Consider the following 22,410-nt stretch of genomic DNA (forward strand, 5'->3'; position numbering starts at 1 on the left):
CTCACTTGACCGGATAGCTGAAGGAAAGGCGCGAAATCAACGCGAACACGCCCATCATCAGGGAGGAAATGACAAGGTAAAGCAGTGTGATGGAGAAGTAGACCTCGAAGGAACGGAAGGTCTCGGCTTCGATCCGTTGCGCCACCGACGTCAACTCATAAGCCGCAATCGATGTGCAGACCGATGTCGTCAAGGTCAGCATGATAAACTGGCTGGTCAGCGAGGGATAAACGGCGCGCAAAGCAGGTCTGAGAATGATGTGACGGAAGATTTGTGCGCGACGCAGACCAAGTGCTAGCCCGGCTTCGATTTGCCCTTTCGGCACGGCATCCACACCGCCACGAATGATTTCGATGGCGTAGGCCCCACCATTCAATGCCAGCGCGACGATGGCCGTCGTCGTTGGGTTCAATCGCAGACCAAGTTGCGGAAGCGCGAAGAAGATGAAGAAGATCTGTACGAGAAACGGTGTGTTTCGGATGAGCTCGACGAAGCTGATGACCAACACACGAAGAGGCTTGACGTTGGAGCCGCGGGCAATGACGCCTAAAACACCGATGATCGTTGCAAAGAACATCCCGGCGATTGCGAGGCCGATCGTCGCCAGGCACGCCAGAAAAAGCTCGGGCAGGCGGTCATAGACTGCGGAAAAATCAAGCGCGTAAGACATCCATCCTCCCCAATTCGACCAAAGCGGTTTTGCCGCTCTCCTCAGGCCGCTACCGTCAAAATCCGACGGTAGAACTGTTTTTACTTTTGACCTTCGCTCTGTCGGCTTCAACGCCTCCCGCGTTTTGATGGTCGCAATGTAATGTTTGTACCAGTTAGTTCATACGTGTCAAGCGCAGGTCGGTGGAGATTTTTGCTGTTACCTGCAGCGTATTTTTGGCTTCAACGGAAGCTGTTTCGGGTCGGACTGAAAAACTCTGGCACCTTTTCGTCTGCCGGTTCTTATTCCTGTAATCCGCTGGTCGTCGCCCTGCGTACTCCATTAAAAACATCTGGATAGTCGAACGATGCCTGAATGCCGGAACCTCATTTTCATCCTCGGTGACCAGCTCTCCACGGCGATTTCGTCGTTGAGGGACGCGCAGCCAGAACATGACGTCATCTTGATTTGCGAGGTCGCGGAGGAGACGACCTATGTGCGTCATCACCGCAAAAAGATCATCTTCGTTTTGTCCGCCATGCGCCATTTCTGTACGGAGCTTTCTGAGCGAGGTTTTAATGTCCGCTACATCAAGCTGGATGATGCCGATAACACCGGGTCTTTCACGAAAGAACTGAAAAGGGCAGTGGAGGCGCTGCGCCCGCAAAACATCGTTGTGACGGAGCCCGGTGAGTGGCGCGTGAGGCAAGCGATGGACGGTTGGGACAGGGAGACAGGTCTCTCGGTGGACATCCGGCCAGACACCCGGTTTCTCTGCTCCCACGAAGACTTCCGCCTTTGGGCCGAGGGGCGCCGTCAATTGACGATGGAGTTCTTCTATCGCGAGATGCGCCGCAAGACGGGCCTTTTGATGGAGGGTGATGCGCCGACGTCGGGCCGCTGGAATTTCGATAGCGAAAACCGCGCGCCCGCAAAACCGGATCTGTTTCGTCCCCGTCATCCCACCTTCTCGCCGGATGAAACCACGCGCGAGGTCATGGGTCTCGTCGATTGCCGGTTTGCCGATCACATGGGTTCATCGGAGGGTTTCTCGCTGGCCGTGACGCGGTCCGAGGCTGAGAAGACAGCAGATACCTTCATTGCAGATTTCCTGCCGAAATTCGGAGAAACCCAGGATGCCATGGTGAAAGGCGATCCCTATCTCAATCATTCGCTCCTGTCCTTCTACATCAACATCGGTCTTCTTGATCCCCTTGCCGTGTGTCAGGCCGCAGAACGCGCCTACCTGCAGGGTCACGCCCCCATCAATGCCGTGGAAGGCTTTATTCGTCAGATCATCGGCTGGCGGGAATATATTCGCGGCGTCTACTGGATGTTCATGCCGGATTACGCACACCGCAATTTCTTTGGCGCAACGCGTCCGCTGCCGGATTTCTTCTGGACCGGAAAGACGGATATGGCCTGTCTCTCGACCGTTATCGGCGAAACCATCGACAACGCCTATGCCCATCACATTCAACGCCTCATGATCACCGGCAACTTCGCCATGCTGGCCGGGCTCGATCCCCATGCTGTGCATGAGTGGTATCTCGAGGTCTACGCGGACGCCTATGAGTGGGTAGAATTGCCCAACGTCATCGGCATGAGCCAGTTTGCCGATGGCGGGTTGCTGGGCTCCAAGCCTTACGCGGCCAGCGGCGCCTATATTTCCCGAATGTCGGATTATTGCGAAGGCTGTCGCTATGATGTGAACCGCAAGACCGGTGAGGGCGCGTGTCCGTTCAACGCACTCTACTGGGATTTTCTGGACAGAAACGCCGAGAAACTGTCATCCAATCGCAGGCTGGCGCAGCCCTATGCAAATTGGCGCCGGATGAGCGATGAGAAACGCAATGATTACACGCAAAGCGCTCGCGTTTTTTTGAAGAAGCTCGATGACGGTACCTTGGTCTAAAGCCAACCCGTGCAAATCGGCCACAGCGCCTCGGATAATTTCCTCCTCCTCCGCAACCATAGATCTTTGATCTGGAACTGAGACTGCAAGCTTTATAAACATGACAAATTATATCATGTTAAATCGATGTCGCCTCACACGGCCAGGGTGGGGATCGACGAAAAAAGCTGTTGGATGTTGTCGGTCGATGAGTACAGCGTTGTTACACCTTTTGAAAACGGACGAGAGCAATCGTCTTATGCGGTTTTTCCGCCACCGCCTTCGGGATCGTGAAGATGCCGCCGATGCCATGCAGGAAACGGCTTTGCGCGTTTTGCAGGTCTCTCAGACAACATCGATAGAAAATCCGCAGGCCTATCTCTTTCAGATCGCGAAATCGGTTGCGCGACTGACCATCATCAAACAGTCCCGCGAACGTCCGCTGCTGGTTTCGTTGGAAGACGAGCTCGGTGTGGCCTGCGACAGGCCGGATCAGGAACAGATCGTCAACGGGCGCCAGCATCTGGTAGCCATGACGCGCGAAATAGAGGCTTTGCCGAAGCGTTGCCAGCAGGTTTTTGTGCTCAGCCGCATTAACGGCCTGCCCAATGGCGAGATCGCGACGCGGCTCGGAATCTCTCGCAACATGGTTGAGAAGCACATCATAAAAGCCCTGCTCCACTGCCGTCAGGCACGGGCAAAAATAAACAGCCGGTAGAACGTCAGGCGCTCGCATGTTTTTCACTCAATATATAAGGATGCTAAACGTAACCTGATTGAGAATGGCGATCTCTATGCATGACCATTACAGCGACCCGAACGATGAGGGTCTTGCTGAACAGGCAGCACTTTGGGTGGCGCGGATGCAGTCGGCCGATGCATCGCCATCAGATCGCGAGGCGTTCGGGGTGTGGCTGGCGTCAGATCCATCCCATAGAGATGCCTATGAGGACATGGCGGCCCTGTGGGGCGATATGCGTGCGGTTACTCTTGCCTCGGCATCAGATCAAAAGGCACGCTCAGCCAAGAAAGTGCTGACCGCGCTCTGTCTCCTTTGTCTTCTCGGGGCAGCGGTCCTGCTGTCTCGCCAAACCGGGCTTATCGACCGACTTCAGGCCGATCACTATACCTCGGTTGGTGAAACCCGCATGATCATGCTGGAGGATGGCACCAGGGTCAGCCTCAACTCCGATACGGCGATCGAAACGCGCTATTCCGACCGCGAACGGCGCATCGTTCTGTTGCGGGGTGAAGCATTTTTCGACGTGGCCAAAAATCCGCAACGCCCCTTCATTGTCGATAACGATGGTTTGACGGCGCAGGCGGTGGGAACCCATTATGCGGTGCGCGCGGGAAATGGCTCTTTGCCGCAGGAGGTGCAGGTTGAAGAAGGCGAAGTCGAGGTTGAAACGATTTCCGGCCGTGCAAGACTGAGGGCCGGGGAGGCGGTAACGCTGGACAGCGATGGCGCCACCGTCCGTTCGCGGCAGGATATCAGCAACAACACGGCCTGGCGTGAGGGCAAACTTGTTTTTTCCGGCCAGTCGCTGCGACAGGTTCTTCAGGTCTTGGCGCAATATCGCCATGGCCGGATTGTCGTCCTTGACGACACGGCGGCGCGCTTGAGCGTCTCGGGCATTTTCGATCTTCATGACACCAATCAAGCGCTGCGTATCCTGGAAAGCAGTCTGCCCGTGACGGTGACGAAGCTGTCCGACATGATGGTCCTTGTCCGCTCCCGATAATTTTCTCTTGGAGCACGTCAGGAGGTCGGTGTCCTTTTCACTCTAGGTCAACAGAATGCATTGCGTGCTTGCGCAGTGCGTTGCTGTTCAGGCGTAAAGGGGCACTAGGATGATTTTAGCGAAGCGGGTACATACAAAACTGTGGCTGGCGACAACGGCGATGATGGGGCTATCGCTGGTAACCGTTGTGGGGGCCGCGCGTGCGCAGGCGCAGACCACCGCTGCCACGCCTGCTTCCGCCACGTTGTCGGTGCCTGCGGGTCCCCTGGAAAGCGCTATCCTCACGCTGGGTCGTCAAGCCAATTTGCGCATGCTCTACCCGTCGGCGATCACAAGAGGAAAAACCACGGCTGGTGTTCGTGGACCTCTGAGTGTCTCGGCGGCAGTCACACAGCTTCTGGCAGGCTCAGGCCTCAATTTCACCATTACAGGCTCCAACACGGTTCGAATTTTCGATCCTTCGACGGCAACGCCACAGGCGGCCGTCAGCAATGATGGCTCGACGGTTCTAGAAACAATCGTCGTTGAAGGCTCTGGCACGGGAGGCGTGGCCGGCATCATCGAAACGAATGGCTATCTCGCAAAATCCGGCCGCTCGGCAACGAAAACAGACACTCCGGTGGCGGAGACCGCACAGTCGGTATCGGTGGTGAGCCGGAAACAACTGGATGACCGGCAGCCGCAGAATCTGAAAGAAGCGATCGATTACACCCCGGGCGCCAGAAGCGGTGCCTATGGCACGGAGCCACGCTTCGACACGTTCAAGCTTCGCGGGATAGACCTGACATATTCCGGTGTCTTCCGCGATGGTCTGCGCCAGATCAGCAGTCCAAATGGGCTTTTCCGGTTGGAGCCTTACGGCTTGGAAGCGCTGACCATTCTACGTGGGCCGGCGGCCTCTGTCTACGGTGCCAGCAGTTCCGGCGGCATTGTCGACATGATTTCAAAGCGCCCGACGGAAGAACAGATCCGAGAAGTAGAGCTTCAATATGGCTCCTATGGGCGCGTTCAAGGCGCCTTCGATCTGTCCGGCCCCGTTACGGATGACGGCTCGGTCCTGTATCGTTTGACAGGTGTTGCGCGTGATGGTCGCAACGAGATCAAAGCGATCAAGGATGACCGCGTGATGATCGCTCCGGCGGTAACTTGGAAGCCGGACGAAGGCACCAAGTTCACGATCCTCGGTGAATATATGGATTCGACCACGGGCGGAACCTGGGGCTACGTCAACACCTTCGACAGCAATAATGTGTCCACGGGTGCGCAGCCCATCTACAGTGGCGACAGCCGTTTCAACGACTTTGAGCAAAAGCAGTGGCGGATCGGCTATGAGCTTGAACATGAGATCAACGATACTCTGACGCTGCATCACAAGCTGCGCTACTCCGATCTCTCGACCCGTCAGGAATACGTCGACAGCAACTTTCCAGGCATTGTCTATGAAGACAACAGAGGGTTGGCGACCGACACATATCTTGAGGCGGATTTCCAGACAGGAGCTGCCCAGCATAAACTGATCGGCGGCATTGATTACAGCTTCATGGAATATGAATCGCGGCAAGGCTCCGGGCCAAACCTGTTCACCCCAACCTTCACCTACATCCCTGCCGTCAACTACGTGGAGACGCAGAAGCAGAACTCGATTGGTCTTTACGTTCAGGATCAAATCGAACTTGATGCCTGGCGTATCGGACTTGGTCTGAGGCATGACTGGCACGATAGCGACTACACGAGTGCCGGCGCAGGGGGATCGCGAAAGGACAGCGTGACCACAGGACGGGCGTCGATCGGTTATGTGACGTCATGGAACGTCATGCCCTATATCAGTTATGGCACCTCATACCTCGCCAACACAGGCGTGGTCTTGACCGGTGCGACTAACCAGGCCAATCCGACCCGCGGCAAGCAGTACGAGATTGGCGTCAAATATGAGATACCGGACCAGAATATTCTTCTCTCTGCGGCCTATTTTGACATCAGGCAAAAGGATTCCTCTCTTTTTGATACCAACACGATGTCCCTGAGGCAACTTGACCTTCGTTCACGTGGCGTTGAGCTCGAAGTGACAGCATCCCTCGACAACGGTTTGAGCTTTACCGGTGGCTATTCCTACAACGACGCCGAAATCACTAGGCAGAGCCCTGCAACGGTTGGCAATCAGCTCAATTCCTCACCCTATCACATGTTTTCGCTCTGGGCAGATTACGAAGTCCAGAGTGGAGCACTCGAAGGTCTTGGCCTGGGCGCTGGCGTGCGATATGTCGGCTCGAGTTTCGGGGATGATGCCCATACAAAAGTCATAACCAATGAGGCCCGGACATTCGTTGACGCGGCGTTGCGTTATGATCTCGGCAAGCTCAATGACGCGATGGAAGGCGTGAAGCTGCAAGTTAATGCCAGCAACCTTCTCGATGAGGTCAAACAGGTTTGCACGACCGGTTACTGCCTCTACGATGAGGGCAGAAAATTTGTTGCCAGCGTCAAGTACAGCTTCTGATGATACGTCGCACGCCCATTGATACAAGGCCGTCCCCTTTTGCCGTCTTCGCGGCGGTCAGCGGTCTTTATGTCGGACAAAGCGTCATCGGCGGGCTGACATTTCTCGGTCTTCCGGCGGTTTTGAGAACCGCCGGGCTTCCGCTGGATCAGATCGGTCTTCTGTATCTGATCGTTTTGCCGTGGGCATTGAAGTTTCTCTGGGCACCCCTCATCGAGCGCTACCGGCTGCCGCGTGTGGGGAAAAACAGATCACGGCTCATCGTCGGCGCGGGGGTGGCGATCTGCGCATGCGGTCTGGTCGTCCTGGCATTTACCGGGCCATCCCCTGTCAGCACGGCCATCGCCATTCTGTTCGTTATTGCGGTGGTGACTGCGACCGTCGATATCGCCTGCGATGGATACGCTGTCGAAACACTGGCGGTCAAGCACCACGGATGGGCAAATGCCGCACAGGTCGGTGGCGCCTATCTTGGCTCTGCCATAGGAGCAGGCCTGTTCCTTGTTCTTGTCGATTGGTACGGATGGAAAAGCGCGACACTGGTCATGGCAGGCCTCGTGCTTGTGCTTGCCGTGCCGTTTGTCTTCGGACCCGCCGCGAAAGCCAAGGTCGAGACCCGCGACCAGAGACCATCCATCCTGCGCGCGCTGAAGCGTCCCCACATACAAATCGGTCTCATCATCGCCGCGATCTATGTTGCGGCTCAAAAATGGGGGCTGGCGATGCTGGGGCCCTTCCTGATCGATTACGGGTTCGATCTGGCAACATTGGGACTTTTCAACGGCGTCGGAAGCATGGTCGTCGGCTTCGGCGGCGCGCTTTTGGGCGGGTTTTTGGTGCGTCTTTATGGTTCGTCGCGGGTCCTTGTCTTATCGATCGTGGTCCAGGCGATTTTGCTCTGCGCCTTCGCTGCCTTCAGCCTTCACCGCGACATTGCCGACTGGGTCGTCATGACGATTGCGATCACCAGTTCATCCGGTGTCATGTCGATTGGGTTTGTCGCCCTTTATGCAAGTTTCATGGGCTGGTGCGATCCAAAACAGGCGGGTGTGGATTTCACCCTATTCCAATGTATGGATGGCATTGTCAGCATGGCCGGAGGCGTCGGTGCAGGCGCAATTGCTGAGCGTTTCGGCTACCACACATCTTTCCTGGTTGCTGCCGGCATATCTGCACTCGCTGCTCCCGCCATCCTGCTGCTTTCAAGGCGGAGTGCGGCTCTGGCAGCTGCATCCTGATTAACTTATAAATTGTATTTTTCGATATCTGTCGACCACTTAGAAATGGTGGCGATAAAATCAAATAGCTAGAGACGGCCATTGTCACCATCATCGCGGAACACGACCGCGGATGGGCGAGTTAATCTGCTCAAGATCACTGATATAACAGAATTTTTGGTAAAAATTCGGGGCCAAATTATGCCCTTACCATCCTATTTTTCATTCCGTACCTATCTATTTTTTACCCCCAAAAAATTAGCAAAATAATACTTGATTTATTTTGTCATATTTATAAAAACGAGCGCAACGTCGGAGGCGCCAATGGAAAATACAATTTATGATTTCACCGGTGTCGGGCTTGGCCCGTTCAATCTCGGTCTGGCTTGCCTTGCCAGCCCGGTCCCTGAATTACGGTCTGTCTTCCTCGACCGGAACCATGGATTCAACTGGCATCCGGGAATGCTCCTGGAGAATGCGACCTTGCAGACCCCGTTCATGGGCGATCTCGTCACCCTGGCGGATCCGACCAGCCCCTTCACTTTCCTTAATTATGCGAAGGAGCAAGGCAAGATTTACGCGTTCTACACGCGAGAAGACTTCTTCCTTCTGCGCAGCGAGTACAATCTTTACTGCCAGTGGGCGGCTGCCAAACTGGACAATCTGAAATTCGGTCACACGGTGAAGGATGTCAGATACGACAGGGGAGCCAGCCTCTACAAGCTGACAGTCGCGGATCGTCTCGGCGGGATCAAAAAGATAGAAACCCGTCGATTGGTCGTGGGAACGGGAACATCGCCATCGGTACCCGCCTGCTGCAAAAAGCTGGCGCAGCATATGACCCATTCGTCACAATATCTGGCGAACAAGAAGCAGCTTCAAGCCCGCAAATCGATTGTGATCGTCGGCAGTGGGCAGAGTGCAGCCGAAATTTATCACGACCTCTTATCTGATATCGATAACCACGATTACAGCATCGACTGGGTCACGCGGTCGCAACGGTTCTTTCCTCTGGACTTGACGAAGCTCAATCTGGAAATGACATCGCCTGATTACGCCCATTATTTCCATAATCTGCCGGACGACACCCGGGACCGGGTTCTGCAGGAGCAGTCAGCCCTTTTCAAGGGCATCAATGCCAGTCTGCTGAAGGACATTTACGACCTTCTCTATCGCAAAAGCCTGAAGGGACCTGTCGCGACCCATCTCATTCCCAACAGTGAGCTTGTGGATGTGCGCCACTCGCCCGGACGGCAGGAATTTTCGCTGGAGTTTCGGCAGCGGGAACAGGACATCACATTCACGCGACAGGCAGATGCCGTCATTCTGGCCACTGGCTACGACTACAAGGAGCCGGAGTTCCTGAGCGGTATCGCCGAGCGCTTGAAGCGTGACGGCAAAGGCAGGCTTGATGTTGGCGCCAATTATGCGGTGGACCATGCGGGAGGTGAAGTCTTCGTTCAAAACCTCGATATCCACACGCACGGATTTGTCGCACCCGACCTTGGCATGGCATGCTTGCGAAACGCCACGATTTTGCGTGAAATTGCAGGATACGAGGTCTACGCAATCGAACAGGAAACCGCGTTCCAGACCTTCGATGTCCGCGGTCTGAGCGAAGTCACGTCAGCCCGCGTGGTGGCATGATGCTGAGAACAGCTCTGCTGGCGATGACCGCCATCGCCGTTGTCAGTGACACGATGCTTCTGCCTTACTATCCGCAGCTGTTTGTCGCGCGGTTCGACATTTCATCACCGTTTACCGTCGGCGCCTATCTGGCGTCGATATCGCTCGCGGTCATGCTGGCGTTTCCGGCATGGGTTGCCATTGCCAGGCGACATGACACGATTGGTGTGCTGATCTGGACACAACTGGCTGCTGCCGGGTTCAGCCTCGCCTGCTACATGGCAACAGACATTGCCAGCTTCTGGGTCTCATCCCTCGTGATGGTGTGCTTCAAGGCGAGCTATCTGCTGATGTATCCCTACGTCATTGCCATGCAGCCCGTGGAAAAGCATGCGGCGACAATCGGTGCGCTGGCCGTTATCGTCCATTTCGGCGGCATTGTCGGTGCCGTATCCGGTGGCCATGTCGTGGGTTCCTGGGGCTATGCGTTGCCCTACGTCATCATGGGTCTGGGCGATATCATACAGGCCGGTATTTGTGCCATCCTGCTCAAGACAGCTTCCGTGGCAAGGGCCCGGCAATCCAGCGCCGAGGACACAAAAAGCATCGTTGCCGTGATGCCGGAAGACAAGAAGAGTTTTACGTCCCTCCTGATCGTGATGTTCTTCTTCTACTTCGGTTTTTACATGTCGATGCCGTTCATGACCGTGTGGTGGCAGTCGGTTGCTATCGGCGCCTCACCGGATCTGGCCGGCATCGTCTATGCCATACCGGGTTTCGTAGCCCTTGCCATATTGGCGCATGGGTTTTGGCGCGGTGGTGGCAGCCAGGTCTGGCGCCGAAACGAAATCGGCCTCGTCCTCACGGGCCTAGGTCTGGCGGTCCAAGCTGTTCCGGATCAGGCCTGCATCATCATAGGCCGCATCATTTACGGAATCGGGCTCTATCGCGTCACCATCGGTCTTGATGCGCTGTTTTTCGAACGGGCCCAAAAGGCTCACTATGCATCAGGCTTCAGCCTTCTCAACATTGCCCGCAACAGCGGCGTGATGCTCGCTGCCCTGGTGAGCGGCGTGCTGAGCCAGCGTTTCGGTGCAGGGCTCTCTTTTGCCGTTGCAGCCATCGTCGTGCTTGCCACGCTGTTTCTGTACCGCGTGACCTTGAGACCGAACCTCGGGTCAGCCGACCCCGGCCCACAACTTGCCTGACAAGGGGATGATCATGCTCAACACCAAACTCTCAACCGCAACAGAACGTCCGATAGTCTTTGCGCAAGACCATGCAAATGTCGGGGAACTGTCTCTATGCCCGCTTGAACCGCACGCCGACAGCGCAAAGCTGCATGACTGGTTCACACGAGACTATGCGCGTTTCTGGAACATGGGACATTATTCGCAAAACGAGATTGCGACCTTTTATGCACAGCTCAATGCCAGTGGTCATGCGGCAAGCTACATGGGCTTTTTCGAGGGCCATCCCGCCTTCATCGTCGAATCCTACGATCCCAAACATGATCAGGTGGGCAAGCATTACGAGGTAGAGGCGGGAGATTGGGGCATGCATTTTCTCGTCGCCCCCCCGCGCCGGACAATTTCCGGCTTTACGCTGGCCATCATCCGCACGGTCTTGAGCTTCCACTTCGACAATCCGCTCGTCAAACGCCTCGTGGTCGAGCCGGATGTTCGAAACGAAAAGGTTCATGAACTCAACCGCAAGGTCGGCTTCGTCAGCGCCCGTACCATTGAGCTGGAAGAAAAGACGGCGCTTTTGTCTTTCGTCACCCGAGACGCGTTTTATAAAACTCTTGAACAGGACATAAACGAATGAATATCTCCGCGTTCCCAACACCCTCCTTTTCGCCTGAAAAGGCATCCGCACATCTTGGCCCGCTGGTTTGGGAGGATGTCAACCGACACCTCGTGCACAAGGCGCTGGCAGAGTTTTCCCATGAACTGCTTCTCGCTCCGAAACGTCTTTCAAGCGAAGGCGATTGGGGACTTTATGAGGTGTGCTCGGAAGAGCAGAGTGCGACCGTCTATCGCTTCAAGGCAAGACGATTGGCGCTGGACCATTGGTCCATAGACCCTGAAACAATCGAAAAGACTGTCGCGGGCCATGACGCGCCGCTGGATGCACTTTCGCTCATCCTCGAATTTGCGCCTGTATTGGGAATCAAGGACGCCATGCTGCCCACCTATCTGGAAGAGGTGTCCACGACACTTTATGGCGCGTCATACAAACGCGAGGAGCGCCATATCTCATCCAAGCAGCTGGCTCTGGCTGATTATCAGACGATCGAGGCGGGCATGACGGAGGGGCATCCGACCTTCATAGCCAATAATGGGCGCATCGGTTTCGACGCCATCGACTACCGACTTTACACACCTGAAGCCGCGCACCCCGTCCAGATTGTCTGGCTGGCGGTCAGCAAGGAGCGGGCGACCTTCACCTCGATCACGGAACTCGACTATCACAGCCTGATTGCAGAGGAACTTGATGAAGCCAGTCTGGATGGCTTCGAGACACGCTTGACACGGCTTGGCTTGAACCCGGATGATTACTGGTTGATGCCGGCGCATCCCTGGCAATGGTTCAACAAGCTGGCGATAACCTTTGCCGCAGACGTAGCGCGCCGCTACATCGTGTGCCTTGGCTATGGAAACGACAGCTACACGGCGCAGCAATCGATCAGAACGTTTTTCAACGCGACCGACAATCGCAAGCACTATGTCAAAACCGGGATTTCCGTTCTGAATATGGGCTTCATGCGCGGCCTGTCACCCAAATATATGCTGGCGACACCCGCTATCAACGAATGGCTGGATGACCTCATATCGACCGACGCGTATCTGCGCCCGAACGGCTTCAGTATTTTGCGCGAAGTCGCCGCCATTGGCTACCGTTATCCCTACTACGATCAGGGACTGAAGCTCGATTCGCCCTATAAGAAAATGCTTTCGGCGCTCTGGCGCGAAAGTCCTCTGCCGCGCCTGCGCGCAAACGAGCGGATCATGACGATGGCAGCGCTGCTGCATAAGGATAAGGATGGCGTATCCCTGGTGGCGGAATTGATTGCCGCCTCAAAGCTGGATGCGCAAGACTGGATAGCGGCCTACCTGAAAGCCTATCTGGCGCCCCTTATCCATTGCTTCTATCGCTATGATCTGGCTTTTATGCCCCACGGCGAAAATCTCATTCTCGTGCTGGAAGACAATGTTCCGGTTCGCGCCATCATGAAGGATATCGGAGAGGAAATCGGTATTCTGAACGGCTCGATCGAGGTGCCAGAAGAGATATCGCGGATATCCTATACGCTGGACGAAAAGATGAAGCCGAACTGCATCTTCACCGATGTGTTCGATTGCTTCTTCCGGTACCTCTCTGCAACGCTGCATGAAACGGACACCCTGCATGAGGACCGCTTCTGGAGCCTGGTCGCGGAATGCTTCCGCACCTATCAGGCCGAACATCCTGAGCATGCGGACAAATACCAGCGCTACGACTTTTTCGCAGAGCGCTTTGTGCGCAATTGCCTGAACAGGCTGCAACTCAACAACAACCAGCAGATGCTGGATTTGCTGAATCCCGAGGACAGCCTTCAATATATCGGCGAACTGGAAAACCCGCTGGCCCGCTTCCGCTAGGCGTCATCAGAGTCGCTGGTAAAATGCGCGACGAGGGCTGCCGTGTTTTTTAGCCCGGCAGTCTTCATCAGTCTTGCGCGATGGGACTCGATGGTTCGCGGTGATAGACCAAGTTCGGCGGCAATGGCCGCGTTGGTTTTGCCTTGCGAAACCAGCGTCACGATTTGTCTCTGCCGGTCCGTCAGGCTCAGGCGTTGCTGAACAACGGGGCGGGTAATGGGTTGAAAACAATAAAGCGCCTGTGCAAAAGGGTCTGTCGCGTGGCGTGTCCTGCCATGGACCTGGCACCAGAACCGCCTGCCATCACTCGTCGTCATGATGCGTTCATCGTAATAGACCTTCCCGCCGGGAAGATGCGCTTTCCACATGCGTCCCGTCTGCACAAAGTCGGCATGTTTGGGGTAGAGACGGGCAAAGCTCTGGTCGACCAGCTCTGCGCGTTCATAGCCGAAAAGTCCGGCGAATTCCTCGTTGCAATCCCGGATGATCCGATGCGTGGCATACACCATCGGCACCGGTATCTCGCTCAAAAGAACACGCGTTTCGTCCTGATCGTCTTTCAACCTTTGCCCTCTTCCATGCCGTATAAATACGGCTAACCTGCCCCGATAATCAAGCATAGCTTTTAGGTCTCTGCCGCGCGGTTTTGCGGTGGAAAAGGAGGAGAGATGCGCAAGGTAAAAACGACGGCCGTGGACGCGCTTGCGGGTGCATTGCACGACGGTATGACGATCATGTCGGGTGGCTTTGGTCTCTGCGGCATTCCAAACAGCCTCATCGAGGCCATTCGCCTGTCCGGTGTCAAAGACCTCACTGTCATTTCCAACAATGCTGGCGTCGATGGGTTTGGCCTCGGCATCCTTTTGGAAACAAAACAGATCCGGAGGATGATTTCGTCCTATGTGGGTGAAAACAAGCTGTTTGCCGAGCAGTTTCTGTCTGGTGCTCTGGAGCTTGAGTTTAACCCCCAAGGGACTTTGGCGGAGCGCATCCGTGCGGGTGGCGCAGGCATCCCCGCCTTTTACACCAAGACAGGTGTTGGTACACTTATCGCGGAGGGAAAAGAGGTTCGTCGGTTTGGCGACAGCGATTATGTCATGGAAACCGGACTGGTTGCGGATCTGACGATTGTCCATGCCCATATCGGCGACACTGAAGGCAACCTCGTCTACCGAAAAACCGCGCGCAACTTCAACCCGGTCATGGCAACGGCTGCGAAACTGACAGTTGCCGAAGTCGAGCACCTCGTGACCGCGGGAGAGATCGATCCCGACCATGTCCATACGCCGGGCATTTTCGTTCAGCACGTGGTCCATGTTCCCGACCCTGAGAAACGGATCGAGCAGCGCACCGTTCGCAAGACGCAGCAGGAGAACGTCTAAGATGGCCTGGACCCGGGAACAAATGGCGGCCCGCGCCGCGACAGAACTACAGGATGGCTTCTACGTCAATCTGGGCATCGGCATCCCGACCCTCGTTGCGAATTACATTCCGCACGGCATAGAAGTGACGCTACAAAGTGAAAACGGAATGCTGGGCATGGGGCCTTTTCCATTCGAGGGAGAGGAAGACGCCGACCTGATCAATGCCGGAAAGCAGACGATCACGGAGCTTGCCAAAACCAGCTATTTTTCATCGGCCGACAGTTTTGCGATGGTTCGCGGCGGCCATATTGATCTTTCGATCCTTGGCGCCATGCAGGTTTCCGAGAGCGGCGATCTCGCCAACTGGATGATCCCCGGCAAAATGGTCAAGGGTATGGGCGGCGCAATGGATCTGGTGGCGGGCGTCAAGCGCGTCGTCGTGGTCATGGAACACGAGGCGAAGGGCGAGCCGAAATTCCTGAGGGAATGCAGTCTTCCGCTCACGGGCAGGCGCGTCACCGATCTTCTCATCACCGACCTGGGTGTCTTTACCCTTGCGCGTCAAGGACATCCCACGGCGACGTTGATCGAGTTGGCCGACGGCGTGTCTGTCGATGAGATACGCTCGAAAACGGATGCGGCGTTCGACATTGCCCTGGCTTGAGCATCAATCAAAGCCCTTTAATAAACGCCGTAATCTCTGACTCTGAAACAACGTCGGCATATTTGGCATTCATGTCGAACAGGTTGGCCTCGTGCGGCGCCGGGTGACGGTCACCACAGGCGTCGCGCACGACGGTGGTGATGAAGCCGTGCGACATGGCATCAACGCAGGATGCGCGGACGCAGCCACTGGTCGTCAGGCCGGTGAGGATAACATTGTCGATTCCCATCGCGGTCAACAGAGACGCAAGCGATGTGCCGAAAAATGCGCTGGGATATTGTTTGGTCACCACAAATTCATCCGGATAGGGAGCCAGCCCCTCGGGCCACGCCCCCATTGGATTACCTGCTGTGAAGCATGACAGTGGTTTGGCTTTTTGAAAAAACCGGCCACCGTCGAGCCCGCTTGGATGGAGTGTCACACCGGTCAAAATAACGGGAATACTCTTTTCCCGTGCCAGCGTGCGTATTCTCAGCGCGCTTGCGAGAGCGGCGTCAACGCCAGCAAACAGCGGACTGTCCGGTTCGAAATAGGCCTGAACAAAATCGACCAGCACCAAAGCAGGCTTTTTGCCGAAGCCGATGCGATTGTTATAGGCGCTGGCGTAGTTCGCCATCAGTTCGGTGTCTGTCACGGACTATCATTCCCTCGTTTCATGTTTGTCCTTCAGCCATGATCATGAAAGCAGGCCGGGCGGGCTCAACTGATGATGGGAGGTGCTTGCTTGAAAAGCCGCACCTGCACGCAGGCACAGCGCATCGGCATTGGGTCGCCCCACGATCTGGATTCCGGTCGGCAAGCCGGTGTGACCAAGGCCCGCTGGCAGCATCAGAGCAGGCAGTCCCGTCACATCAAAAATCATGGTGTTGCGGGAGATCAGCGACTGAAAGGATTGAGCCTCGCCGTTGACATCGACGGTCAGGCTATCGAGCCGACCGGCTTCGCCACCAACACCGGGTGTCATGACGAGATCGACATCGGCCATGGCGCTGAGAAAACCCATCTGCGCCTCTGCCCGCACCTGAAGCGCCCGCGCATAGTCAACCGCAGAAAATGCAAGCCCATTCGTCAGCCGGTGCAATAGCCCGGGATCGAAGAGTTCCGCGCGGTCGAGCCTTTGCGAATGCAGGGTGGCCAATTCGCATTGAAGAATGATCCAACCGGCTTCATGCCAGGGCGCTAGATCGATCCTTGGCAAAGGCACGAGACTGCAGCCAAGGGCTTCCAGCGTTTTCAGCGCCAGTTCCCAATTGACCAGAACCGCGTCATCGACCAGCTCTGTAAACCAGTTTGCGGGCACGCCGATCCGTAGTCCCTTGACCGCATGATCGGCCAGAACATCCCCACAGTGCGCATTGAGATCCGCTTCGGATTGCGCCGTCATGAAAGGCAGGACACGGGCAATATCCCTGGCAGAACGCGCCATTGGGCCGATATGATCGAGCGTCCACGATAGGGGGGCGACGCCTGCGCGAGACACGCGCTCCCGACTGGGTTTCAGCCCGGTCGTGCCGCACCAGCAGGAGGGAACGCGGATGGAGCCGCCGGTGTCCGTCCCCAGCGCCAACGGCATGAGCCGGGCGGCAAGCCCGGCACCGGACCCGGTGGACGAGCCCCCGGTCCAGCGGGTTTTATCCCACGGGTTGGTCACCGTGCCAAAACGCGGATTGTGCGGTGAACCGGTTGCAAATTCGGTGGTGGCCGTCATGGCAAAGGGTATGGCGCCAGCTGCGCGCAATCGCGCTACGACGGCGGCATCATCAGGTGCAATGCGCTTGCCTGTAAAATGTGAGCCGGAGGTGACGCTTGCACCGGCGACGTCGATAATATCCTTCACGCCGAAGGGTATACCCTCCAGCGGCCTCGCCGTGCCGTTGCGCCAGCGTGTTTCGCTGTCTCGAGCCGCAGCCTCAAAGCCCGGTACAAAACGCAACACGGCCTCAGCACCAGCCGTGCTGGACCGGATCGCATCGTTCAGTTCATCCAGAACGCCGGTGGGTGAGATGCGATTTTCCGCAAACGCCGAAAGGAGTTCTTCGACGCCAGCCGTGCGCCATGGCAGATCGGCAGATAAGGACGGGACCGGCGCGGCGGCCAGTCCATTGTCCGGCGCTGGCGCCAAACGATAGGTTCGATCTGCCAGGCCGGGGTCGATAAGCTCGAGAGGATCGAACGCATGACCGATCTTGATCGCCGGGTCGGCGACCACCATTGCGGGAGGCGTCCGGTTCATTTTATTCGGCTGCGATCTGCGTTGCATTTCGCGATGCCATCAGGGGCTGGATGCGCTCTCCAAACTTGTCAAGGCCAACCAGAAAGTCATCGAATGTCAGCATGATGCCCTTTGTGCCGGGAACATTACCCGCTTCGTCCAGCATGCGCGCGACATTGGCGTAGGAGCCGACCAATGTCCCCATGTTGAAATTGACGGCACCTTCGGGCAGGTTGATGTGCTTGGCCGTCGAATTGGCGTCGGCGGTCGCGTCTTTGCTGCCCTGATCGGCCATCCATGCCAAGGCATCGACATCGGCACCCTCGCGGTAGCTTTCCCACTTTGCCTTGGCGAGTTCGTCCGTCTCTTCGGCAATCAGCATGAACAGCACGTAAGCGCCGACATCGCGACCGGTCTTTGCTGCGGCCTCGAGAAGTTTGGTGTTGTTGGGCGCGTAGGCTGTCGGCGTGTTGATACCGGCCCCCATGACGAAGTTGTAGTCGGCATATTGCGCGGCAAATTCCATTCCCCGCGGGCTTTGCCCGGCGGCAACGATCTCGATCTTGTTTTGCGGCGTAGGCTTCATCATGCAGTCCTTCATGGTGAAGTGCGTGCCTTCGAAACTGCATTCGCCGTTGGCCCAGAGCTCTTTCATGATATGCACATATTCGGTCGAATAGTCATATCGGTAACCGAAATAGTCGTTGCCGGGCCACATACCCATCTGGTCATATTCAGCCATCTGCCAGCCGGAGACGATGTTCACGCCAAAGCGGCCAGGCGCGACACTGTCGATGGTCGTGGCCATGCGTGCAACGATGGCAGGCGGCAATGTGAGAACCGCAGTCGATGCGAAGAGTTTGATCCGCTCGGTCACCGCTGCCAGACTGGCCATCAGCGTGAAGCTTTCCAGATTGTAGTCCCAGAACTCCGCCTTGCCACCGAAGCCGCGCAGCTTGATCATCGACAGGGCAAATTCCAGCCCATATTTTTCGGCTTTCTGAACGATCTGTTTGTTGAGCTCGAAGCTGGGCATGTATTGCGGCGACGTGGTGGAGATAAGCCAGCCATTGTTTCCGATGGGAATGAAAACACCGATATCCATGTGGTTCCCCTTTTTACCTGGTGGAAATTTGGAGCAGTATGTACGAACTAATGCAAAAATATTTGGGGCTGTAAAGCCAAAAATGACGTAAGTTTAGGCTTGCCTATTTATTGATCATTTGGTGTTTTTGGGCGCAGACACGCTCTGCTGCCAAAATCGTCAAACAGCAGGCAGGAGGGCAGATCGCCAATCAATTCAGCAAATATGGGCTGTCTAATGCACCATCGGCGCGGGCTTCAGCTTTCGGCGCGAAGCGTCGTGGTAAAGGTGAAGCGCTCGGCAGGCAAAACCTGAAACGCATATTCCAGCAGTCGCCGACCAGACCCGTAATAGCGTCGTGTCACAACGAGTGCGAGATCTCCAGCCTTCACGCCAAGCTTGCCGGCGGTCACCTCATCCAGTGCAAGAGGCTTGATATCCTGTTGGATTTCCTGGATTTTTTCACCGGTAAACTGCTCTATGTAATGGAAGATGGCGCTGCGGGCGACAGTGATGTCTTTGACCGCAGCCGACAGTTTGGCGTCGACGTAGACTTCGTTCCAGGAAAAGGCTCTGTTGCCGCCGCCCGAGTACCGGATACCCGCCATATGGTAGAATTTGCGGCCCGGACGGCAGCCCAGCTCGACGGCCAGTTTGCCCTGCGCGGAAATTTCCTCTTTCGTGTCGATCACGAATTCCGTCTCGGCAGCAATCTCGAACAGCTCGGAGCGCGAATGGGCAATGAAACGTTTGTTTTCCGGATCAAACCCGGCCTCGACGCGGGTTCCCACGCCTTTGCGCGCCGAAAGGCGGCCTTTTGTCCGCAATGTGCCAATCGCCTGACGGACAGTCTGGCGGCTCACGCCAAGACTGATCGCAATTTCGTTTTCGGTGGGAAGCAGGGAGCCGACGGGATAGTCGCCCTTGTTGATGCGGCTCTCGAGATGATGTGCGACCTGTAAGTAGAGAGGCGCGGTATCGATTTCCGGCTTCCAGTCAGTGCCTTTATGATCCAAGCCCGTCTCATCCCATCTCAGCGCGTGTGGCCGCATTCTTGTAGCAAGATGTTCAATCCTCTTTGCCATCCAAACGCAAACAAAATTCAGTTGGCGGTCTACCTGGCACGGGGATGCTTGCGAGGTGGCGTCAAATCAATTAGTACGTACATATACCGGATGTACATTTCCCAGGATATTGATACGCATGTCGGATTTAGTCGCCGAACAGGTCCCGCCAACGCACCCTGCATCTTCGCTCGCGCAGACATTGATTGCAGCCACGCTCATCCAGATTGTTGCCACGGCCAGCGTGCTCGCCTTGACGGCGATTGCGCCAACCGTGGCGGCGGACCTCGATATTGGCGCTTACTGGATCGGTTACCAGATCAGCCTCATCTACGCGTCCGGCATGTTCTCTTCGGCTGTTGCGGGAACGCTTGTACAGCGCTTCGGTCCTGTCAAGATCGAGCAGATCGCGCTTACTTGCTTCGTCATCGGCTTTGCCGGGATAGCGACTGCGAATATCCTGTTGATCATATTGGCATCTCTGTTGATCGGGATTGGCTATGGCCTAAACAACCCGGCTTCGTCTGAGATGCTCAGCCGCGTCACACCGCAAAACAGGCGCAATATCGTCTTTTCCCTGAAGCAGTCAGGCGTGCCGCTGGGCGGTATCCTTGCCAGCTTCGCCTTTCCGTTTCTGTCGCGCTATGTCGATTGGCATGTGGCTCTGTTGATTGGCGCTGTCGCTCCGCTTCTCACGATGGGTTTGCTGGCGATGACCCATGCGGCGGAACCCAAGATGCAGAAGAAAGTGCCGTCCCTGTTGCGAGGGCTGATCGATGAGCAATCGACGATCTGGCGCAATCCGCGTCTACGTGCGCTGAGTTGTCTCGGATTTGCCTACTCGGCCATGCAACTTTCCGTGTCCGCCTTCGCGGTCGTCACACTGGTGCATGATGCGGGGTGGTCGCTTCTGGCGGCTGGTTCTGTCGCTGCCGCGATGCAGTTTGCCGGGGCCTTCGGACGTATTTTCTGGGGTGTCGTCGCCGATCGCATTGGCGGTGGATATATCACGCTCTCCCTGCTCGGCTTGCTGGGTGGGGTCGGTTATGTTCTGCTGTACTGGTTGCCGGAGCTGCCGGTCATGGCGCAGGTGGCGCTGTTCGTTGCGATGGGTGCGGTAACGATCGGCTGGAATGGCGTGCTTCTGGCCGAGGTTGCGCACAACGCGCCGGAGGGCAGGGTTGGTGCCATCACCGGCGGCGTCCTGGTCTATACATTCATCGGCGTCATCGTTGGACCGTCCTCGTTCGCTAGCGTCTATGCGATCAGCGGACATTACGGGACGAGCTTTCTGATCTTCTCGCTGTTTGGTTTTGCGGGAATGATTATCGCATGGCATGCGAACGCAACTCGCCACTAATCAACCTCCATATGTGCAGACATAAGAACCGTCGTCCCGGCGGTCGGGCATCTTTATGCGCTCATCGCAAAGGGATTCCGGCGTCGGAATGATCACAATTGAAGCGATGTATTGTCGGGCTTTTCGGCATTCGCCGCTTTTGTGTGCAGTGCAAAAAAATAGGCAAAAAGCGATTGACGGCAGTTTGAATATGTACGTACATTACCCGTAAAGCCGCTCATTAGCGGCCTTGAAAACACCGGGATGGACCGGGATCAAAGAGGGGAATGTTGTTCATGCGCCTGCTTGCCGTCAGTTCAGTGTTGGCTGTTTCCGCTCTCGCGGCCATGTCGTGCCCAGCCTCCGCAGACCCCATGGCGGATGCCAAAGCCATCGTCGAGCAACACCGCGCCATGCCGGTTTTCACGCCTCCGGGCGAAGCCTTCGATGCCAAGTCCTGCATGGCGGGCAAGAAGGTTCTCTCCATTCCCATTTCCATGACGATTCCGTTTAATGTCGAGCTACAAAAAGCGATGTCTGAGGCGGCCAAGGAAGTCGGCTTCACCTATACGACGTGGGATAACCAACTGAAAATAGACCAGTGGGTTCAAGGTGTTTCCCAGGCCATCAGCCAGAAATATGACGCTCTTGATCTGGCTGGTGGTCTGAACCCCGAAGTGCTTGGGCCCCAACTGGGCGAGGCCCGCGCTGCCGGTTTGAAAATCTCCACCACCCATTTTTATGACGTGACCCAAAAGGCGGTCCCGAGCGTCGACTATTCCGGCAAGGTTGATTTCACCGGCGCCGGAAAGCTGCTGGCAGCCTGGGCCTATGCCCAGACGGAAGGCAAGCCCAATGTGCTGGTCATCGGCTCATCCGATGTCCTGCCCTCCATCCCGTTCGTCCAGGCCATCAAGGATCAACTGGCGGCGCTTTGCCCGGATTGCAAGGTAAAACATCTCGACGTTCCCGTCTCCGAATGGGCGACGAAGATACAATCGGGCACCCAGTCCGCTTTGCTGGCTGATCCGTCGATCAACTATATTCTGCCGATCTACGACTCCATGTCGCAGTTCGTTATCCCCGCCATGCGCATCACCGGTGCGGAGGGCAGCGTCAAGCTTGCCAGTTTCAACGGAACTCCTTTCGTGCTGGATATGGTCCGGGCAGGTCAGGTGGAGATGGATGTCGGCGAAAGCCTCGGCTGGGCAGGTTATGCGGCCATCGACAACATCATGCGCATGCTGTGCGGCAAGCCTGAGGTGGCGAAGCTGAATGTCCCCTTGCTGGTGTTTGACGAAAGCAATATCGCGACCGCAGGGACGCCCGCCAACTTCAACGATGGCTACGGCGATGCCCATCTGGACGGGTTCCGCAAGCTCTGGAAACTGAAGTAATCAGCCGTTGAAGC

At 56.3% G+C, this 22,410-nt stretch carries 19 protein-coding genes; 13 read left to right on the top strand and 6 right to left on the bottom strand.

Annotation, left to right across the window (positions count from 1 at the left end):
• Position 1: 1 nt before the first annotated feature.
• Entirely contained in the window at positions 2 to 670 is a 669-nt protein-coding gene (locus GGQ73_RS05230) for an amino acid ABC transporter permease (RefSeq protein ID WP_174155970.1), read from the bottom strand.
• A gap of 346 nt (positions 671 to 1,016) precedes the next feature.
• Between GGQ73_RS05230 and GGQ73_RS05235 the strand changes: the two genes are divergently transcribed.
• The 9 genes from GGQ73_RS05235 (at position 1,017) to GGQ73_RS05275 (ending at position 13,272) form a co-directional block, all read left to right on the top strand.
• On the top strand, positions 1,017 to 2,564 hold the full coding sequence (locus GGQ73_RS05235; protein ID WP_183894537.1) for a cryptochrome/photolyase family protein: 1,548 nt from the start codon (positions 1,017 to 1,019) through the stop codon (positions 2,562 to 2,564).
• A gap of 187 nt (positions 2,565 to 2,751) precedes the next feature.
• A complete protein-coding gene (locus GGQ73_RS05240; protein ID WP_183894538.1) occupies positions 2,752 to 3,261 on the top strand; it encodes an RNA polymerase sigma factor in 510 nt (169 codons plus the stop codon).
• A 76-nt stretch (positions 3,262 to 3,337) separates the two neighbouring features.
• Positions 3,338 to 4,288 (top strand): FecR family protein, encoded by a 951-nt coding sequence (locus tag GGQ73_RS05245; RefSeq protein WP_234910893.1) that lies wholly within the window; start codon positions 3,338 to 3,340, stop codon positions 4,286 to 4,288.
• 109 nt (positions 4,289 to 4,397) lie between these two features.
• Complete coding sequence (locus GGQ73_RS05250; RefSeq protein ID WP_183894541.1) at positions 4,398 to 6,785, top strand: TonB-dependent siderophore receptor; 2,388 nt, start codon at positions 4,398 to 4,400, stop codon at positions 6,783 to 6,785.
• A complete protein-coding gene (locus GGQ73_RS05255; protein ID WP_183894543.1) occupies positions 6,785 to 8,023 on the top strand; it encodes an MFS transporter in 1,239 nt (412 codons plus the stop codon). The genes GGQ73_RS05250 and GGQ73_RS05255 overlap by 1 nt, the downstream gene beginning before the upstream one ends.
• A gap of 303 nt (positions 8,024 to 8,326) precedes the next feature.
• The gene (locus GGQ73_RS05260; protein ID WP_183894545.1) at positions 8,327 to 9,649 is read left to right on the top strand and encodes a lysine N(6)-hydroxylase/L-ornithine N(5)-oxygenase family protein; all 1,323 of its coding nucleotides are present in this window, start codon (positions 8,327 to 8,329) and stop codon (positions 9,647 to 9,649) included.
• Positions 9,649 to 10,836 carry an MFS transporter gene (locus GGQ73_RS05265; protein WP_183894547.1) on the top strand — a complete coding sequence of 396 codons (1,188 nt, stop codon included), beginning with the start codon at positions 9,649 to 9,651 and terminating at the stop codon, positions 10,834 to 10,836. Before GGQ73_RS05260 ends, GGQ73_RS05265 begins: the two co-directional genes overlap by 1 nt.
• A 13-nt stretch (positions 10,837 to 10,849) precedes the next feature.
• The gene (locus tag GGQ73_RS05270) at positions 10,850 to 11,455 is read left to right on the top strand and encodes a GNAT family N-acetyltransferase (protein WP_183894549.1); all 606 of its coding nucleotides are present in this window, start codon (positions 10,850 to 10,852) and stop codon (positions 11,453 to 11,455) included.
• Positions 11,452 to 13,272 carry an IucA/IucC family protein gene (locus GGQ73_RS05275; RefSeq protein WP_183894551.1) on the top strand — a complete coding sequence of 607 codons (1,821 nt, stop codon included), beginning with the start codon at positions 11,452 to 11,454 and terminating at the stop codon, positions 13,270 to 13,272. The genes GGQ73_RS05270 and GGQ73_RS05275 overlap by 4 nt, the downstream gene beginning before the upstream one ends.
• On the opposite strand, the gene GGQ73_RS05280 is transcribed toward GGQ73_RS05275, so the two are convergent.
• Positions 13,269 to 13,835 carry a LuxR C-terminal-related transcriptional regulator gene (locus GGQ73_RS05280; RefSeq protein WP_268842295.1) on the bottom strand — a complete coding sequence of 189 codons (567 nt, stop codon included), beginning with the start codon at positions 13,833 to 13,835 and terminating at the stop codon, positions 13,269 to 13,271. The two genes, GGQ73_RS05275 and GGQ73_RS05280, sit on opposite strands and share 4 nt — an antisense overlap.
• A 105-nt stretch (positions 13,836 to 13,940) precedes the next feature.
• On the opposite strand from GGQ73_RS05280, the gene GGQ73_RS05285 reads away from it, so the two are divergent.
• Positions 13,941 to 14,654 (top strand): CoA transferase subunit A, encoded by a 714-nt coding sequence (locus tag GGQ73_RS05285; RefSeq protein WP_183894555.1) that lies wholly within the window; start codon positions 13,941 to 13,943, stop codon positions 14,652 to 14,654.
• Between the two features lies 1 nt (position 14,655).
• Positions 14,656 to 15,300 carry a 3-oxoacid CoA-transferase subunit B gene (locus GGQ73_RS05290; RefSeq protein WP_183894557.1) on the top strand — a complete coding sequence of 215 codons (645 nt, stop codon included), beginning with the start codon at positions 14,656 to 14,658 and terminating at the stop codon, positions 15,298 to 15,300.
• 7 nt (positions 15,301 to 15,307) lie between these two features.
• Here the strand turns inward: GGQ73_RS05290 and GGQ73_RS05295 are convergent, their stop codons facing one another.
• From GGQ73_RS05295 to GGQ73_RS05310, 4 genes are all read right to left on the bottom strand, one after another.
• Positions 15,308 to 15,916, bottom strand: a complete 609-nt coding sequence (locus GGQ73_RS05295) for an isochorismatase family protein (RefSeq protein ID WP_183895069.1) — start codon at positions 15,914 to 15,916, stop codon at positions 15,308 to 15,310.
• 60 nt (positions 15,917 to 15,976) lie between these two features.
• Complete coding sequence (locus tag GGQ73_RS05300; protein ID WP_183894559.1) at positions 15,977 to 17,533, bottom strand: amidase; 1,557 nt, start codon at positions 17,531 to 17,533, stop codon at positions 15,977 to 15,979.
• A gap of 1 nt (position 17,534) precedes the next feature.
• On the bottom strand, positions 17,535 to 18,617 hold the full coding sequence (gene rutA / locus GGQ73_RS05305) for a pyrimidine utilization protein A (protein WP_183894561.1): 1,083 nt from the start codon (positions 18,615 to 18,617) through the stop codon (positions 17,535 to 17,537).
• A gap of 236 nt (positions 18,618 to 18,853) precedes the next feature.
• Positions 18,854 to 19,612: a GntR family transcriptional regulator gene (locus tag GGQ73_RS05310; RefSeq protein ID WP_183894563.1), complete on the bottom strand. Its 759-nt coding sequence runs from the start codon at positions 19,610 to 19,612 to the stop codon at positions 18,854 to 18,856.
• Positions 19,613 to 19,799: 187 nt separating this feature from the next.
• Here GGQ73_RS05310 and GGQ73_RS05315 point away from each other — a divergent pair, with 187 nt between their 5' ends.
• Both GGQ73_RS05315 and GGQ73_RS05320 read left to right on the top strand, forming a co-directional pair.
• The gene (locus GGQ73_RS05315; RefSeq protein ID WP_174155986.1) at positions 19,800 to 21,020 is read left to right on the top strand and encodes an MFS transporter; all 1,221 of its coding nucleotides are present in this window, start codon (positions 19,800 to 19,802) and stop codon (positions 21,018 to 21,020) included.
• Between the two features lie 275 nt (positions 21,021 to 21,295).
• Complete coding sequence (locus GGQ73_RS05320) at positions 21,296 to 22,396, top strand: sugar ABC transporter substrate-binding protein (protein WP_183894565.1); 1,101 nt, start codon at positions 21,296 to 21,298, stop codon at positions 22,394 to 22,396.
• Positions 22,397 to 22,410: the final 14 nt, after the last annotated feature.

It is taken from the genome of Rhizobium skierniewicense (assembly GCF_014196515.1).
In the GTDB taxonomy this organism is placed as follows: domain Bacteria; phylum Pseudomonadota; class Alphaproteobacteria; order Rhizobiales; family Rhizobiaceae; genus Agrobacterium; species Agrobacterium skierniewicense.

Excerpts from the sequence above, each read along its gene's own strand:
- GGQ73_RS05260 (WP_183894545.1), top strand. The coding sequence starts at position 8,327 with ATGGAAAATACAATTTATGATTTCACCGGTGTCGGGCTTGGCCCGTTC.
- GGQ73_RS05300 (WP_183894559.1), bottom strand. The coding sequence starts at position 17,533 with ATGAACCGGACGCCTCCCGCAATGGTGGTCGCCGACCCGGCGATCAAG.
- GGQ73_RS05295 (WP_183895069.1), bottom strand. The coding sequence starts at position 15,916 with ATGGCGAACTACGCCAGCGCCTATAACAATCGCATCGGCTTCGGCAAA.
- GGQ73_RS05275 (WP_183894551.1), top strand. The coding sequence starts at position 11,452 with ATGAATATCTCCGCGTTCCCAACACCCTCCTTTTCGCCTGAAAAGGCA.
- GGQ73_RS05235 (WP_183894537.1), top strand. The coding sequence starts at position 1,017 with ATGCCTGAATGCCGGAACCTCATTTTCATCCTCGGTGACCAGCTCTCC.
- GGQ73_RS05315 (WP_174155986.1), top strand. The coding sequence starts at position 19,800 with ATGTCGGATTTAGTCGCCGAACAGGTCCCGCCAACGCACCCTGCATCT.
- GGQ73_RS05245 (WP_234910893.1), top strand. The coding sequence starts at position 3,338 with ATGCATGACCATTACAGCGACCCGAACGATGAGGGTCTTGCTGAACAG.
- GGQ73_RS05250 (WP_183894541.1), top strand. The coding sequence starts at position 4,398 with ATGATTTTAGCGAAGCGGGTACATACAAAACTGTGGCTGGCGACAACG.
- GGQ73_RS05320 (WP_183894565.1), top strand. The coding sequence starts at position 21,296 with ATGCGCCTGCTTGCCGTCAGTTCAGTGTTGGCTGTTTCCGCTCTCGCG.
- GGQ73_RS05230 (WP_174155970.1), bottom strand. The coding sequence starts at position 670 with ATGTCTTACGCGCTTGATTTTTCCGCAGTCTATGACCGCCTGCCCGAG.
- GGQ73_RS05255 (WP_183894543.1), top strand. The coding sequence starts at position 6,785 with ATGATACGTCGCACGCCCATTGATACAAGGCCGTCCCCTTTTGCCGTC.
- GGQ73_RS05240 (WP_183894538.1), top strand. The coding sequence starts at position 2,752 with ATGAGTACAGCGTTGTTACACCTTTTGAAAACGGACGAGAGCAATCGT.
- GGQ73_RS05265 (WP_183894547.1), top strand. The coding sequence starts at position 9,649 with ATGCTGAGAACAGCTCTGCTGGCGATGACCGCCATCGCCGTTGTCAGT.
- GGQ73_RS05290 (WP_183894557.1), top strand. The coding sequence starts at position 14,656 with ATGGCCTGGACCCGGGAACAAATGGCGGCCCGCGCCGCGACAGAACTA.
- GGQ73_RS05285 (WP_183894555.1), top strand. The coding sequence starts at position 13,941 with ATGCGCAAGGTAAAAACGACGGCCGTGGACGCGCTTGCGGGTGCATTG.
- rutA (WP_183894561.1), bottom strand. The coding sequence starts at position 18,617 with ATGGATATCGGTGTTTTCATTCCCATCGGAAACAATGGCTGGCTTATC.
- GGQ73_RS05270 (WP_183894549.1), top strand. The coding sequence starts at position 10,850 with ATGCTCAACACCAAACTCTCAACCGCAACAGAACGTCCGATAGTCTTT.